13 protein-coding genes are annotated in these 14160 nt (G+C 74.3%); 7 read left to right on the top strand and 6 right to left on the bottom strand.

Going from position 1 to position 14160, the window contains the following annotated elements; genetic code table 11:
- Positions 1-438: helix-turn-helix domain-containing protein (locus AL2_RS37045; RefSeq protein ID WP_157438573.1), on the bottom strand; the 438-nt coding region annotated here is incomplete at its 3' end.
- Positions 439-572: 134 nt separating this feature from the next.
- Between AL2_RS37045 and AL2_RS35410 the strand changes: the two genes are divergently transcribed.
- The 4 genes from AL2_RS35410 (at position 573) to AL2_RS35395 (ending at position 3201) form a co-directional block, all read left to right on the top strand.
- Positions 573-962 (top strand): ATP-binding protein, encoded by a 390-nt coding sequence (locus AL2_RS35410; protein ID WP_067641613.1) that lies wholly within the window; start codon positions 573-575, stop codon positions 960-962.
- A complete protein-coding gene (locus AL2_RS35405; protein ID WP_067641610.1) occupies positions 959-1171 on the top strand; it encodes a hypothetical protein in 213 nt (70 codons plus the stop codon). The genes AL2_RS35410 and AL2_RS35405 overlap by 4 nt, the downstream gene beginning before the upstream one ends.
- A 113-nt stretch (positions 1172-1284) precedes the next feature.
- A complete protein-coding gene (locus AL2_RS37040) occupies positions 1285-2088 on the top strand; it encodes an SRPBCC family protein (protein ID WP_083947243.1) in 804 nt (267 codons plus the stop codon).
- A gap of 12 nt (positions 2089-2100) precedes the next feature.
- Positions 2101-3201, top strand: coding sequence for an SRPBCC family protein (locus tag AL2_RS35395; RefSeq protein ID WP_067641608.1), 1101 nt, complete (start codon positions 2101-2103; stop codon positions 3199-3201).
- A gap of 17 nt (positions 3202-3218) precedes the next feature.
- Here the strand turns inward: AL2_RS35395 and AL2_RS35390 are convergent, their stop codons facing one another.
- A complete protein-coding gene (locus AL2_RS35390; RefSeq protein WP_083947242.1) occupies positions 3219-6086 on the bottom strand; it encodes a helix-turn-helix transcriptional regulator in 2868 nt (955 codons plus the stop codon).
- A gap of 261 nt (positions 6087-6347) precedes the next feature.
- Between AL2_RS35390 and AL2_RS35385 the strand changes: the two genes are divergently transcribed.
- Positions 6348-7610 carry a PucR family transcriptional regulator gene (locus tag AL2_RS35385; protein WP_083947241.1) on the top strand — a complete coding sequence of 421 codons (1263 nt, stop codon included), beginning with the start codon at positions 6348-6350 and terminating at the stop codon, positions 7608-7610.
- 38 nt (positions 7611-7648) lie between these two features.
- Here AL2_RS35385 and bdeA read toward each other — a convergent pair whose 3' ends face one another.
- Positions 7649-8515: a bis(hydroxyethyl) terephthalate hydrolase gene (bdeA, locus tag AL2_RS35380; RefSeq protein WP_218003750.1), complete on the bottom strand. Its 867-nt coding sequence runs from the start codon at positions 8513-8515 to the stop codon at positions 7649-7651.
- 140 nt (positions 8516-8655) lie between these two features.
- Positions 8656-9471, bottom strand: coding sequence for a class I SAM-dependent methyltransferase (locus AL2_RS35375; RefSeq protein WP_067641615.1), 816 nt, complete (start codon positions 9469-9471; stop codon positions 8656-8658).
- A gap of 271 nt (positions 9472-9742) precedes the next feature.
- Between AL2_RS35375 and AL2_RS35370 the strand changes: the two genes are divergently transcribed.
- Positions 9743-11440, top strand: coding sequence for a bis-aminopropyl spermidine synthase family protein (locus AL2_RS35370; RefSeq protein ID WP_067641605.1), 1698 nt, complete (start codon positions 9743-9745; stop codon positions 11438-11440).
- Between the two features lie 9 nt (positions 11441-11449).
- On the opposite strand, the gene AL2_RS35365 is transcribed toward AL2_RS35370, so the two are convergent.
- Complete coding sequence (locus AL2_RS35365) at positions 11450-12196, bottom strand: SDR family NAD(P)-dependent oxidoreductase (protein WP_067641604.1); 747 nt, start codon at positions 12194-12196, stop codon at positions 11450-11452.
- Positions 12196-12891, bottom strand: a complete 696-nt coding sequence (locus tag AL2_RS35360; RefSeq protein WP_067641601.1) for an SDR family NAD(P)-dependent oxidoreductase — start codon at positions 12889-12891, stop codon at positions 12196-12198. The genes AL2_RS35365 and AL2_RS35360 overlap by 1 nt, the downstream gene beginning before the upstream one ends.
- A gap of 192 nt (positions 12892-13083) precedes the next feature.
- Between AL2_RS35360 and AL2_RS35355 the strand changes: the two genes are divergently transcribed.
- The gene (locus AL2_RS35355) at positions 13084-14139 is read left to right on the top strand and encodes a PucR family transcriptional regulator (RefSeq protein ID WP_067641599.1); all 1056 of its coding nucleotides are present in this window, start codon (positions 13084-13086) and stop codon (positions 14137-14139) included.
- Positions 14140-14160 lie beyond the last annotated feature (21 nt).

The raw sequence follows: 14160 nt of genomic DNA, 5'->3' as shown, positions 1-14160 counted from the left end.
GAGCATCGGCGGGTTCTCGCGCTGCAGGACCTCCTGGCGGCGGAGTCGTGCTTCGATCGCGTTCTCGTCCTGGAGGAGGGCGCGGACGTAGGCCGGGGTCTGGAAGAGGCCGTAGACGAACATCGTCTCGAAGGCGCGGAGTAAGGACGCGGTGCCCTCGGCCAGGGGGTAGTCGGCGAACCATGGCGGGTACCGGGTGGACTTGAGGATGTCGTCCCAGGCGTCCTGCATTTCGGTTCCGGATTCGAGGGCCTTATCGAGTTCGGCCGCGAACTCTTTTGTGCAGCGGGTGGTTCCTGTCTCCACCTGGCCGATGTAGCTGCGGGTGACCGGTATCCGTTTTGCCAGTTCGAGTCGGGAAAGTCCGGCATCTTCGCGCAGGCCGGCCAGTGCGATGCCGAAGGCTATGGTCTGCCGCGTGGGCTTTCGGGACGGCATGCGAGCGTCCACCTTTCGGAAGCACTTGCAAGTGGGTGCAAGTGGTCTCGCTGCGCTGTCGCGCTTTGCTCCCTATATTACGCCATGTGGTCGACCCTTTGCGTTAAGTCACGGCACGACGCGCGGAGGATCGGATGGGTGAGCCGGCGGTGATGGTGATCAAGGCGGACCTGGCGGCCGTCAGGGAGGCTCGGGAGTTCGTCGGGCTGGTCTTCGGGGGGTGGGGACTTGAAGACTGCGTCGCTCGGACGGTGATCAGCGAGCTGGCCGCCAACGCGGTCGTGCACGGGTCCCGGGATGGCGACGTGGTCGTCGTGCGCGCTTTTCGGAGGGACGACGGGTGCGCGGTCGTGGAGGCGTGGGATCGGTCCGAGGCGGTGCCGGTGGTTCGGCCCGCCGACGACGCCGCCGAGAGCGGGCGTGGGCTGATGCTCATGGAGGCGCTCGTCCGGCGGTGGGGGACCCGGCCGCTGAGCGAGGGCGGGAAAGTCGTCTGGGCCGAGATCGAGCCGGTGCCCGCGTGAACGACGGAATCTTGCTGCTGTTCCTGCGGCAGATCTTTCCGGAGTGGTCGGTCACGCGAGAGGACGGTACCTGGCGTGCCGGGCGGCGCGTGCTCATCTCGGCCTCTTCCGCCGACGACCTGATGGACGCGCTGGCCCTGGTCGTGCCGGACGCTGCGGAACGGGTGCGGTTCTTCCTCGTGGACGCGCAGGAGACGGCGCGGCTCTAGACCCCGGCCCGCAAGCCGTCCCGATGGCTTCCCGTCGGCCTGCGGCCTGTTTTGCCCCGTCTTGACCGGGTAACCCGGCGCCGTACCCGAATGGACGACGAGGTGGACAGGACATGAAATTCCGGAGCGGCACCGCCACCGGCGCGGCGCTCGGCGCCGCCGCGGGCGCCGGCGGGGTCGTCGCGGCCCTGTCGGCCAGGCGGCTCGGCCGCGGCGTCCTGCACCGCGTCGAGCGGCGGCTGGAGCGCGAGACCCGGCGTCTCGTCGCGAAGGCCGAGCAGGCGGGTCCGCTGGGCAAGGCCGCGCTGGCCGGGATCAAGGCGCTGCGGGACGGCAAGTCCCCGGTCCGCGCGCTGCTGAGCTTCGGCTGGACGGCGCTGAAGGAGACCCTCGCCCGCATCTTCGGGCGCGGACGAAGGGGGAAAACGACCAACATCGTCGAACAGATCGACGTGGGCGCGCCGCGCCGCCTCGTCTACGACCAGTGGACGCGGTTCCAGGACTACCCGGCCTTCATGAAGAAGGTCGTCAGCGTCGACCAGGCGTCCGAGGAGAAGCTGAACTGGAAGGCCAAGATCTTCTGGTCCAGCCGGACGTGGGAGTCGACGATCACCGAGCAGGTCCCCGACGAGCACATCGTGTGGCGCTCCAAGGGGCCGAAGGGCCACGCGGACGGGGCCGTCAGCTTCCACGAGCTGACCCCGGACCTGACCCGCGTCCTGCTCGTCCTGGAGTACCACCCCGTCGGCCTTTTCGAGCGGACCGGCAATCTCTGGCGCGCGCAGGGCCGCCGGGCGCGCCTCGAACTCAAGCATTTTCGCCGTCACGTGATGACACAGGCGCTCACCCGCCCCGACGAGGTCGAGGGCTGGCGAGGCGAGATCCGCGACGGCGAGATCGTCACAACCCCCAAGTGAGGTAGATACACCATGGCACGCGGAAGCCTGATGGGCCGGGCGCCCATCGGACAGATCACGAAGCACCTCCCGGGCGGGCGCCGCAAGCGCATCCCGGACCTGGGCCGCCTCTCGAAGAACCTCCCCAAGGGCCTGCCGGGCGGGAAGGCCGTCGGCACCGCGGGCGGCGTCCTCCTCGGCGCCGGCGCGGCCGTCGCGGCCGGCCGGGCCCTCAGCGGGCGCGGCGGCGAGCAGGACTCGTCGCCCGACACCGACGAGAAGGCCAAGGCGCCGGCGAAGGCCGAGTCGAAGGAGCAGGACAAGAGCAAGAACGAGGGCAAGAACGAGAGCAAGAACGAGAACAAGGACGAGGGCAAGGACGAGAAGGGCAACGGCCAGGGCGTGTTCGGCAAGCTCAAGGACTCCGTCGGCGGCGCCCTCCCCGGCGGCAAGGACAAGGACGACAAGAAGGGCGGCAAGGGCGGCGGCGGCAAGAAGGTGAAGGTCACCAACATCGTCGAGCACATCGACGTGGGTGCGCCGCGCCGCCTCGTCTACGACCAGTGGACGCAGTTCCAGGACTACCCGTCCTTCATGAAGAAGGTCATCAGCGTCGACCAGGCCGACGAGACCAAGCTGAACTGGAAGGCGAAGATCTTCTGGTCCGCGCGGACGTGGGAGTCGACGATCGTCGAGCAGGTCCCCGACGACCACGTCGTGTGGCGCTCGAAGGGGCCGAAGGGGCACGTGGACGGCACGGTCAGCTTCCATGAGCTGTCCCCGAACCTGACCCGCGTCCTGGCCGTCCTCGAATACCACCCGCAGGGCTTCATGGAGAAGACCGGCAACCTCTGGCGCGCGCAGGGCCGCCGGGCCCGCCTCGAACTCAAGCACTTCCGCCGCTACGTGATGACGCAGTCGCTCACGCGCGCCGACGAGATCGAGGGCTGGCGCGGCGAGATCCGCGACAGCGAGGTCGTCCGGACGCACGAGGAGGCCATGGAGGACGAGGAGAAGTCCGACAAGACGGAGAACTCCAAGTCGTCCGGTACGGCGGCCAAGAACTCCAAGAGCACCAAGACGACGCCCTCCAAGAACACCAAGGAGCGCGAGGAGGAGTACGAGGAGGTCTGACCCCGCGCAGCCGCGGCTCAGCGGATGAGCCGGGCCAGCTCCACACGCGACCGGATCCCGAGCCGGGTGAAGACGTTGCGGAGGTGATGGTCGATCGTCCGCGGGCTGAGCAGCAGCCGCGCCGCGATCTCCCGGTTGGTGGCCCCCTCGGCGGCCATCCGGGCGATGTGCGCCTGCTGGGCGGTCAGCTTCCCGAACCCGCCCGCCCCGCCCGCCGCCCGGGCCGGCGCCCCCGGACCCCGCGCACCGCCCGTCCCCGACCCCCGCTCGGGGGCGGGCGGCGCGGCGGGCAGGGGCGTGACGGTCTCGCCGGCGGCGCGCAGTTCCGCGCCGGCCTGCGCGGTCCACGGGGCGGCGCCGTAGCGCTCGAAGATCCGCAGCGCGGCGCGCAGGTGGCCGCGGGCGGCGCGGGGGCGGCGGCCGCGCCGCAGCCGGTGCCCGAACAGCAGTTCCGTGCGGGCGAGGTCGAACACGGCGCCGGCGGCCTCGTGCAGCCGCAAGGCCTCGGTGAAGTGCTCCGCCGCCTCGTCCTCGCACTCGGCGAGCAGGGCGCGGCAGCGCCGGCTGAGCGCGTCCCGCCCGGGGGACGGGCCGATCCCGTCCGTCCAGCGGCGGAAGTGCTCGTAGGCGCGGGCCGCCCGCTCCGGGTCGCCGGTGCGCACCAGCGCCTCGACCAGGTGCGGGACGGCGAACAGCCGCGCCGGCAGGTGGGCGAGCCCGGCGCCGCCCGGCAGCCGCAGCCGCGCGGCGGCGTCGGCGGGACGGTCCGCGGCCAGGTCCAGGCACGCGGGCGCCCACGACCCGAACGCGGCGACGCGGGTGAGGCCGCGCCGGTCGGCGGTGCCGGTGAGCGGGGCCAGGTGCGCGTTCGCCCCGTCCGCGTCGCCGTTGAACGCGGCGGTCAGCGCGAGCGTGGCGAGCTGCTCGGCGGCGTGGCCGTGCAGCCGGGTGGCGCGCGCGAGGCGCAGCCCGTTGTGGCAGGCGGCGATGGGCGCCGGCGGATGCCCGAGGAGCGCCTCGCACCGCCCGGCGACGAGCAGCGCGTACGACTCGACGGGCGCGTTGCCGGCCCGCCGCGCGGACGCGACGGCCTCGGCGGCGAGGAGCCGGGTGCGCGGCCCGTCGCCGAGCCCGAACGCGGCGAGCGCCGCCCACACCCGCGCGGCCGGGTCGGCGATGTCCGCGCCGAGCCGGGCGGCGGTGGCGAGCCGCTCGGCCGCCTCCCGGTACCGGCCGCGGACCGTGGCCGCCATGCCGCCGAGATAGGCGAGCATCAACTCGCCGCGCGAGTCCCCGGGGCCCGGCAGGGACGCCGCGCGGTCGGCGATCTCCAGGTAGGCGTGCGCGTCGCCGGACGCGTCGGCGGCCTCGGCCGCCCACATCAGCGCGGCGAGGGCCGCCTCCGCGTCGGACCCGGCGAGCCGCTCGGCGGCGTCCCGCAGCACCGGCACCGCCGTCGCCGGGCAGCCCGCCGCGACCTCGATCTCGCCGCGGAGCAGGGCGGCGCGCGCGCCGCGCGTCCCGTCGCAGGCGGACGGCCGGACCTGCCGGAGCATGGCGCGGGCCCGCCGGGACCGCCCGCTCGCCCAGGCGTCCCCGGCGGCGGACAGGAACCGGTCGGCGCGGACGCCGTGCTCGACGGTGAGCGTCGCGGCGCGCTGCCAGAGCCGCCACGAGTCGGCGTACCGGCCGGCGCGCTGGGACCGGCCGGCCGCGTCCGCCAGTTCGGCGGCGAGCCGGTCGTCGGGCTCCCCGGCGACGGCCGCGCCGTGCCAGAGCCGGCGGGGCCGCTGCCATTCCTGGACGAGGACCGCGGCGAGCAGCGCGTGCGCGTCCTGCCGCTCCTCCCGGGACGCGTCCGCCCACAGCGAGGACCGGACGAGCCGGTCGCGGACCGCGACGCCGTCGCCCTCGAACCGCAGCAGGCCCGACTCGCGGGCCGCGTCGAGGTCGGCGGGGTCCGCGCCGTCCAGCCGGGTGGCCCGCGCCATGGTCGCGGCGCCGATCCACTCCTCGGCGACCGCCATGAGCACGAGCCGCCGCGCGCCGGCGGGAAGGTCGAGGTAGCGGCGGCGGTACCGGGCGCGCAGGGCGCTGCCCGCGGGGAGCGCGCGGGGCGGCCGGGCGGCGCCGGACAGCTGCGCGGACGTCAGCGCGGCGGCCAGTTCCCGGATCGCGAGGGGCCGCCCGCACGCGAGTTCCGCGATCTCCTCGGCGAGGTCGCCGCCGCCGGTGCCGTCCAGGGTCACGCCTGCGGAGCCGGTGCTCAGCGCGTCCTGTAAGACGCGGCGGCTCGCGTCCTCGTCGAGCGGCGCGAGCCGCAGCCGCGGGATGCCCGCGAGCCCGTCGGTGCCGCCGCCGCTGCCGCCGCCCGCGTCCCCCCGGTCGTCGCGGATGGCGAACAGGACGGCGACCGGCTCGTCGTCGACGCGGCGCGCCGCGAACGCCAGCACGTCCAGCGAGCCCCGGTCGAGCCACTGCACGTCGTCCGCCCAGCACAACAGGGGCCCGGACGCCGCGGCCAGGCTCAGCAGTTCGCACACCGCCGTGTACAGGACGAACGGCGTGGCGTTCGGCGTTCCGTCCATGATCGTGCCGAGCGCGCCGCGGTGCGCGGGCGGCAGCCGCGCGGTCTCCGCGGCGAGCGGCCGCAGCAGCCGGTGCAGCCCCGCGTACGGGACGGCGGTCTCCCCGGGGACGCCCGTGGTCCCGATCGTCCGGAAGGCGGGCCCGGCCGCGCGGACGGTCGCCTCCAGCAGCGCCGTCCGGCCGATGCCGGCGTCCCCGGCGACGGCCAGGGCGCCGCCGTGCCCGCCGCGGGCCCGGTCGAGCAGCGCCTCGATCGTCTGGATCTCGCGTTCGCGTCCGTGCAGGGGGTGGGTCATGCCGGTCCCTCCTCAACGGAAGTCGGCCTCGGCCGGGGGACCGAAGGCGGCTCCTCTATTGGACAGGGTCTCAAAAGCGAAGGGGTTCATAGGTCAACACGAGCACCCGCCGCCGGTCCAGAGCGGGTTTCCGTCGCGTGGCCGTGGCGCAATCCGGACCGGCCCCGATTGTGAGCGGGCACAGTCTGACCGCCCCGCGATGGCCCGTACGCGCGCGCGATGGCACGATGAGGCCCCCGTGTTGTGCTGGAGGTGCCCTCGATGGCGGGAGGACGGCCCGGCCTGGCCGGCCAGGTGGACGCCGACCGGACGATCATGCGCAAGGCGGTGCTGCGGCTGTCGGACCGGCTGCCCGACCTCGCCGACCGGCTCACCGCCGAGATCCTGTCCGGTGACCGCGGCGACCGCGACGACGCGTTCCGGCACGACGTGTGGGAGATGTGCCACACCGGGCTCGGGCACGGCTTCAAGACGATCCTCGACCCGGGCCGGGGCCGCGCCGACCTGGACTGGGCGCGCCGCCTCGGGCAGCGCCGGGCGCACCAGGGGCAGCCGCTCGACCAGCTGCTGCGCTCCTACCGGCTGTCCGGGCGGGTGTTCTGGGAGGCGGTCGTCGAGGTCGTCGGGCAACACGATCCGGAGAACATCCCGGCGCTGATCCGGCAGGCGACCCGCACCTGGGACACGATCGACGAGCAGTCCGGCGCCGCCGCGGCCGCCTACCACCGCACCGAGCTGGCGCTGGCGCGCCGCAGCGAGGAGCGCGTCCAGGCGATCGTGGACGCGCTGCTGGACGGCCAGGGCGCCGACGGCGGCCTCCTCGCGACCGCCACGTCCGTCCTCGGCCTGCCCGCGACGGGACGGTACGCCGTCGTCATGCTGGGCGCCGAATGCGGGTTCGGGGACGGTGTGGACCGGCGTCCCGCCGACACCGGCGGCATGCGGTTCATCTGGCGGCTGCGCACCGACGCCCAGGTGGCGCTCGTCGCGCTCGGCGGCGCCGAACTGGACGATCTCGTCGCCGCCGTCCGCCCCTACGCGCGCTCGCACGCCGGCGTCAGCCCGGTCGTCGGGTCGCTCGCCGAGCTGGGCGGCGCCCGCTGGTTCGCCGAGCTCGCGCTGCGGACGTGCCGCGGCCCCGGCAACCAGATCGCCCGGCTCGACCGGCGGCTGCCCGACGCGCTCGTGCTGTCCCAGCCGCGGCTCGCCGGACGGCTCGGGCATGTCGCGCTCGGCGGCCTCGGCGATGTGGACCCCGGGTTCCGCGACGTCCTGCTGACCACGCTGGAGACCTGGCTGGAGTGCGACGGCTCCGCGGCCCGCGCGGCGGACCGGCTGTTCTGCCACCGCAACACCGTCCTCAACCGGCTCCGCAAGATCGAGCAGCTCACCGGCCGGACGCTGACCCGCCCCGGCGACCTCGTCGAGCTGGCGCTGGCGCTCAGCGCGCTGCGGCTGCACGGGGCGGAGGACGGCATCGAAGGGCCGCCCGCGCGCAGTGGCGGCGGGCGGCCCGGTCGATGAAGAGGACTGTCGTTGAGGGGGACTGTCGTTGAGGGGGACTACGAGTTCGGGCAGGTGTCCCGGTACTCGGAGATGTTCAGGTCCCGGCTCGGGCCGGGGCACAGGAACTGGTCATAGCGGGTGTCGTTGTCGATGTACCGCTTGAGCCAGGAGATGCTGTACTTCGCGATCGTCGTGTTGGCGATGTTCGGCGCGAAGTGGCTGGCGCCCGCGAGCTCCAGGTACGCCTTCTCCGACGACGCCGGGATGCTCGTGTAGAACGGCTGGGAGTGCGAGGCGACGGGCGCGATCGTGTCCGCCTGCGCGCCGATGATCATGGTGGGGACGCGCACGTCGGAGAAGTTCTTCTGCAGGTCCCAGGGGGTCAGCGGGATCGCGGCCTGCAGCTGCGGGCGGTCCTCGGCGGCCTCCAGCGTGCCGCCGCCGCCCATCGAGTGGCCCATCACGCCGAGCCGGGAGGTGTCGATCCGGCTCCGCACGCTGCTGCGCTGGGTGAGGTAGTCGAGCGCGGCCTCCAGCTGCCGGGCGCGGCTGTCGGGCTGGTCGAGGCGGGTGTTGGTGTCGATCGTGAAGATCACGAAGCCCTGCGAGGCGAGCCGCGGCCCGAGCCAGGCCATGCTGCTCTGGTCGGCGGTGAAGCCGGGCGCCACCGCGACCGCGCCGAACGTCCCCTCGGCCGTGCTGGTCGGGTAGTAGATCGTGCCGCCGCCGAAGCCGGACACGCTCAGCGACGACACGCTGGTCTCGGCCGTCGAGAACGGGCCGCGCAGCGCCTCGATGCTGCGCTCGGACGGGGCGGGGCCGCGCTCGTAGGGGTTGTCGGCCGCCTGCGCGGCCTGCGGGACGGCGAGCGCGGTCGCGGTCAGGGCGGTGGCGAGCAGCGTTTTCGCCGCCCGGCGGGGGATGAGGTGCACGTCGGTTCGCTCCTGTTCGGGGGGAGGAGCCGGGGGCCGGCTCCCCGGAACGGGGCGGAGCCGGGGGCCGGCTCCGGGACGCGCACATTCTCAACGCGCAGCCGGCCCCCGGACATCGGCGAAATCGCCGGTCATCCCGTGACGATGGCCCTGACCAGGCGGAAGTAGTCGAACGGGCGCAGCGCGTCCGTCCGCTCCCACGTCTGCGGCGGGACGGCGCGCTCCAGCGTCACGTTCTCGGCGACCTCGAACCCGTGGTCCTCCAGCAGCGCGTTGATCTCGTCCGGGGAGAAGTGCGACCGGTAGGGCTCGGCGTTCTCCCCGACGACCTGCGCGGCGATCTGCGCGTAGGCGTCGCCCTCGGCGTCCCGGAGGCCGCCGGGCAGCGCGTAGTCCATCACGAGTTCTGTTCCGGGCGCGAGCCGGCCGATCTCGTCCAGGGTCTTCGCGATGGCGTCGCGGGTGAGGTAGAAGCTGACGCCGAGCCAGCTCACCAGCGCGGATTCCGCCGGGTCGAACGCGGTGCCGGCGAGTTGCCGGATCGGCTCGCCGGCCTCGAAATCGACGGGGACGAGGACGACCCGCGCGGGCACGTCGATGCCGGCCGCCGCGAGCAGGCCCTTTTTCCATTCCTGCGTCGCCGGATGATCGATTTCGAAGACGCTGATTTCCGGGTCCCCGCGATAACCGTAAGTGTCGAGGCCCGCGCCGAGGACCACGTACTGCGCGTGCTCGGCGAGCCGCTCCTCGGCGTACCGGGCCCGGACCGTGGTGACCGCCCTGGTCCCGGCCAGGATGATGTGCTCGCCCCGGGTGCGGTGATACCCGATCATCTCGTCCGCGAGGCCGCCGAGCAGCCGCGCCGCGACCGTGTCCGCGAAGACCTTCGGCGTGCCGTCCGCCGTTAAATGAGCCGCCCGTGCCGCCGCCGCGGAAAGCGCGGTCATGCTGGGCCGTCCCTCGTCCATCGACCTGTTCCCCTTTCGTCGACAGGGAACATACCGGCCGATAATTCGAGCATAACAGAACAAAATAAATTGCCGATAAACATGCCATCACATTCCGATCTGCCCTGGCGCTGATCCGTCCGGACGGCTACATCGCCTGCACGGGTGACGCGCCCGAGATCAGCGCCCACCTGGCGCGGCTCGGCGCGTCCGGGCGGCGAGCCTAGGATCGGTTCCGCAACCGTCCACTCCGAGCGAAGCAGGCCACCGAATGACGCATGGCGAGCCGCCCCAGCAGGAAACGCCGGTGGAGGCCGTCCGCGGGCTGCGGGCCGAATTCGGCATCGATGCCCGGCGCATCGACCAGATCGGCCTGCTGCTCGCCGCCGGGGAGTTCCGCTCGATCGAGGACATCGTCTCCCTCACCGGGACGTCGCGGCGCACGGTCGAGGCGGTTCTCCGGGCCCTGGAGCCGGACCTCGAATCGTCCGGCGACGGGAAACGCATCGCGAAGCAGCACGCCGAGACGTACAGCGGCGTGTTCGGCGCGCGGGAGCCGTTCGGCGTCCGGGACCCGTGGACGGAGTCCGCGCGCCGCGACCCGGCCGTCCTCACCGCGATGGACGAGCTGATCGCCGCGGCGCCGCCGCCGGTGCGGGCGCTCGACCACGTCCCCGCCACGGCCGAGACCGTGGTCAAGCGGGCGCGGTTCATGCTCGACGGCTTCGACCTGACCGGTGCGCACGCGCTCTTCGTCGGCGACCACGACCTGACCTCGCTCGGCCTGTTCCTCGCCGGGGGCGCCCCCGGCCTGCGGGCGAGCGTCGTGGACGTCGACGAGCGGCTGCTGCGGTTCATCGACACGGAGGCGGCGCGGCGCGGCTGGGACGTGCGCTGCCACTTCGCCGACCTGCGGCTGGGGCTGCCCGCCGCGCTGCGGGAGTCCGGCGACCTGGTGTTCACGGACCCGCCGTACACGCCGGAGGGCGTCCAGTTGTTCGTGGCGCGCGGCCTGCAGGGGATGCGTGACCACCGCAACGGCCGGGTCCTGCTCGCCTACGGGTACGGCGAGCGGCAGCCGGCGCTCGGGCTCGCCGTCCAGAAGGCGCTGAACCCGCTGCACCTCGCCTACGAGGCGATGCTGCCGGCGTTCAACCGGTACGCGGGCGCGCAGGCGGTCGGCGGCGCGGCGGCGCTGTACGTGCTGCGCCCCACCCGGCGGACGGCCGCCGCCGCCCGCGCCGCCGCGGACGACCCTCGGACGGCCCTGTACACCCACGGCGCCCAATCGGTGGAGGCGGCCGGCGGCCTGGACGGCGAGGCCGCCGCCCGCATCCTCGAACTCGGCACCGGCCCCGGGGAGAAGGCGCTGCTGGTGGGCGGCGACTGGCCCGCCGCGGCTCCGGGCCGGCGGGTCGCGCTGCCCGCGTTCCTGGACGCTCCGCTGCCCCGGAGCCCGCAGGACCACGGCACGGTCCTGGTCAACCTATATCCGGGCTTCGGAGCGTCGGCGGTCCGGGCGCTGCTGGCCGCGAACGCGCGCCGGGCCGGGCTCGTCTGCGGCGACGATCTGCTCTTCCTGAAGGACGCGGGCGGGCAGCGGGAGTTCGCCCGGCTCATCGGGCCCAAGTACCGGATCGTCCGGTGGCTCCGCGGCACGCCCGGTCCCGGCCAGGCCGTCGTCCTCGCGGAAAGGGCGGAGCCGGACGAGCAGTCCGGTCCCGGGCGCGTCCTCGGGCACATGTACGCGCGGGCGCACGGAAAGCTCGGCAACGGCTGGCGGGAAGGGCTCATCGCGCTCCAGAGGGCCGCCGGCCGGACGCTCACCAAGGGCGAGGCCCGCGCCGCCATCGCGTCGGCCGCGAGCCGTCCCGACATGCTGGAACGATCGCTGATGGAACTGCCGCTGCACCTGTTCGCCGTCCTCGAAGCGGACGTGGAGCGCTCGGTGGCGGCCCTTCCCGGCTGAGCGCCGCCGTCAGGCGCGGGCCCTGGTGGTCCCGCCGTTGGTGTTCAGGATCTGGCCGACGAGCGTCGGCATCCGCTCGTCGGCCAGGAACGCCACCGCCGCCGCGATCTCGGCGGGCGACGCGATGCGGCCGAGCGGCACCGCCGCGGCCTCCCGGGCGCGGAACTCCGCGGCCGGCACCCCGGCCGCCTCCGCCTTCGCCGCCAGCCGCGGCGTGTCGATCACGCTCGGCGCGATCGCGTTCACCGCGATGCCGAGCGGCGCCAGCTCCCGGCCGAGCGACTTGGCGAGCGTGACGATCCCGGCCTTGGCCGCGGAGCAGGCCGTCTCCCCGGCCCGGCCGATCAGCCCGCTCTCGGCCGCGATCAGCACCATCCGGCCGCCGCCGCGCTCCACCATCCCCGGCATGACGGCCTGCGCGCAGGCGAACGCCCCGCCGAGGTCGACGTCGATGACCCGCCACCAGTCGTCCAGGTCGTGCTCGGCGAACGGGGCGACGGCCAGCCGGGTGGCGCCGGCGACGAGGATTGCGACCTGCCCGCCCGTCCGCTGCTCGATCCCCGCGACCATCTCGGCCACCGCGTCGGGGTCGGCGACGTCCGCGGGCGCGGCGAGCCCGTCCAGCTCGCGGGCGAGCGCGGACAGGTCCCGGTCCGGGCGGTCGTTGAGCGCGACCCGGTGGCCGTCGGCGGCGAGCCGCCGGGAGACCGCCGTGCCGAGGCCGCCGCCCGCCCCGGTGACCAGCGCGATCGCCATCAGACCACCATCCCGGAGTTGGGGGAGAGGATCTCCCCGGCGCAGAACGTCGCCTCCTCCACCAGGTAGGCGGTGGCGAGCGCGACCTCCTCCGCCGACGTGAGCCGCCCGGTGGGCAGCGTCTGCAGGAAGGCGGGCCTGCGCCACGGCGAGTCCGGCGGCAGCAGCGCCGTGTCGGTCGGGCCGGGCGCCACCGCGTTCACCCGCACCCCGGACGGCGCCAGCTCGGCGGCCAGGGACCGGACGAGCCCGATCACCGCGCCCTTGGCCGTCGAGTAGTGCGCCTCGCCGTCCCCGCCGCCGATCGCCAGGTCGGACGAGACCCCGACCACGGCGCCCCGGCCGCGCTCCACCATTCCCGGCGTCACGGCCCGGCACACGTTCACCAGGCCGCCCAGATGCACCCGCAGCATCCGCAGCCAGTCCGGCCAGGCGATGTCGGACACCGGGACGATCGCGTAGTGCCCGGCCGCGCACACCGCCGCCTCGATCGGCCCCAGCTCGCGCTCGATCCGCCGGACGGCCGCGCACACCTGCTCCGGGGCGGCCACGTCCACGCCCACCGTGTGATCGGCGTCCGCCGCCGGGACGAGGTCCAGGCCCGCCGTCGTCCAGCCGCGCCCGCCGAGCTCGCGCACCATCGCGGCGCCGATCCCACCGGCCGCGCCGGTGACGAGTGCGACTCGCTCGCGCATCCGATCACCCCGAAGATAGCTCCGAAGTTCCAGGCAAACCCGACATAACCCCAGGTGGCAAGGGGCCGGGCGCCTTCTTGGCCGAACGCACCGCGCCACGCCCGGATCGTCGTGGCCTTCTCCACCGTACGGTTCTCCCAAATCACGGTCACGCCCCGGACCAGCACCGCGGCGGGGTGAGAAGCTGAGGCTGTGACCAGCGATCCCGCGGCGCCGCAGCACACCGTCCGGCAGCTCCTCGCGGTGGAGCGCTTCCGGCTGCGCCTGGTGGCCGGCGAGAACGGCCTCGACCGGCCGCTGCGCTGGGCGCACTCGACGGAGCTGCGCGATCCCGGCCCCCACCTGCGCGGCCACGAGATCGTCCTGACGGTCGGCGCGTCGCTGGGGGACCCGGGCGCCTGCGCCGCGTTCGCCGAGTCGGTGAAGGCGGGCCGGGCGAGCGCGATCGGCTACGGGGTCGGCGACGTGACCGCCGAGGCGCCGGCGGAGCTGTGCCAGGCCTGCGAACGCCTCGGCCTGCCGCTGCTGGAGGTGCCGGCCGAGGTCCCGTTCGTCGGCTTCACCGAGTTCTTCGCCGAGCGGCTCGCGTCCACCCGCGACGAGCGGCGCGAGCGGGAGGAGACCGGGCGGCTGCTGCGCATGGTCCAGCAGGGCGTCGCGTCCGCCGAGGCGCTCCGCGAGCGGATCGACGACGCCGGGCTCGACCCGGCCGCCCTGCTCGTGATCGCGATGGACGGCGTCGAGGAGGAGCTGCCGGGCGTCCTCGGCGTGGACGGCGACACCGCGCTGCTCATCACCAACGACGCGCACGCCTGGAGCGAGCCCGCCGGCGTCGGCAGCCCCGGCCCGCTCGACCACCTGCCGGTGTCGCTCGCCGAGAGCCTCGCCGCGCTGGACTCCGCGCGCCTCGGCGGCGGGGTCGTGCACGCCTCGGACCTCGCCACCTTCCAGGCGCTGCTCGGCCGGCTCGACCAGGACCAGCTGGCCCCGTTCGTCCAGCAGATCGCGCGCCCGCTGAACGAGTACGACGGCGCGCACGGCACCCGGCTGACCGAGACGCTCCGCACGTTCCTGGACATGGGCGGCGCGGTCGGCGCGACGTCGCGCGCCCTGTTCCTGCACCCGAACACGCTCCGCCACCGGCTGGCCCGGATCGAGGCCCTCACCGGCCGCGACCCGCTCCGGTTCGAGGACCGCGTGGCCCTCGCCATCGCGGTCTGGGCCGCCGTCCAGCGCGGCGGCGGCTGACCCCTGTCGCGGGCCGGAGAC

This window comes from Actinomadura latina NBRC 106108 (assembly GCF_001552195.1).
Taxonomy (GTDB): Bacteria; Actinomycetota; Actinomycetes; order Streptosporangiales; family Streptosporangiaceae; genus Spirillospora; species Spirillospora latina.
Note: the sequence above shows the minus strand (reverse complement) of the source record. Positions and strands in the feature narration are given on the sequence as shown.

Coding starts and splice junctions, on each gene's coding strand:
- AL2_RS35410 (WP_067641613.1), top strand. CDS start 573: ATGGGTGAGCCGGCGGTGATGGTGATCAAGGCGGACCTGGCGGCCGTC.
- AL2_RS35360 (WP_067641601.1), bottom strand. CDS start 12,891: ATGCGCGAGCGAGTCGCACTCGTCACCGGCGCGGCCGGTGGGATCGGC.
- AL2_RS35365 (WP_067641604.1), bottom strand. CDS start 12,196: ATGGCGATCGCGCTGGTCACCGGGGCGGGCGGCGGCCTCGGCACGGCG.
- AL2_RS35390 (WP_083947242.1), bottom strand. CDS start 6,086: ATGACCCACCCCCTGCACGGACGCGAACGCGAGATCCAGACGATCGAG.
- AL2_RS35385 (WP_083947241.1), top strand. CDS start 6,348: ATGGCGGGAGGACGGCCCGGCCTGGCCGGCCAGGTGGACGCCGACCGG.
- AL2_RS35395 (WP_067641608.1), top strand. CDS start 2,101: ATGGCACGCGGAAGCCTGATGGGCCGGGCGCCCATCGGACAGATCACG.
- AL2_RS35375 (WP_067641615.1), bottom strand. CDS start 9,471: ATGACCGCGCTTTCCGCGGCGGCGGCACGGGCGGCTCATTTAACGGCG.
- AL2_RS35370 (WP_067641605.1), top strand. CDS start 9,743: ATGACGCATGGCGAGCCGCCCCAGCAGGAAACGCCGGTGGAGGCCGTC.
- AL2_RS37040 (WP_083947243.1), top strand. CDS start 1,285: ATGAAATTCCGGAGCGGCACCGCCACCGGCGCGGCGCTCGGCGCCGCC.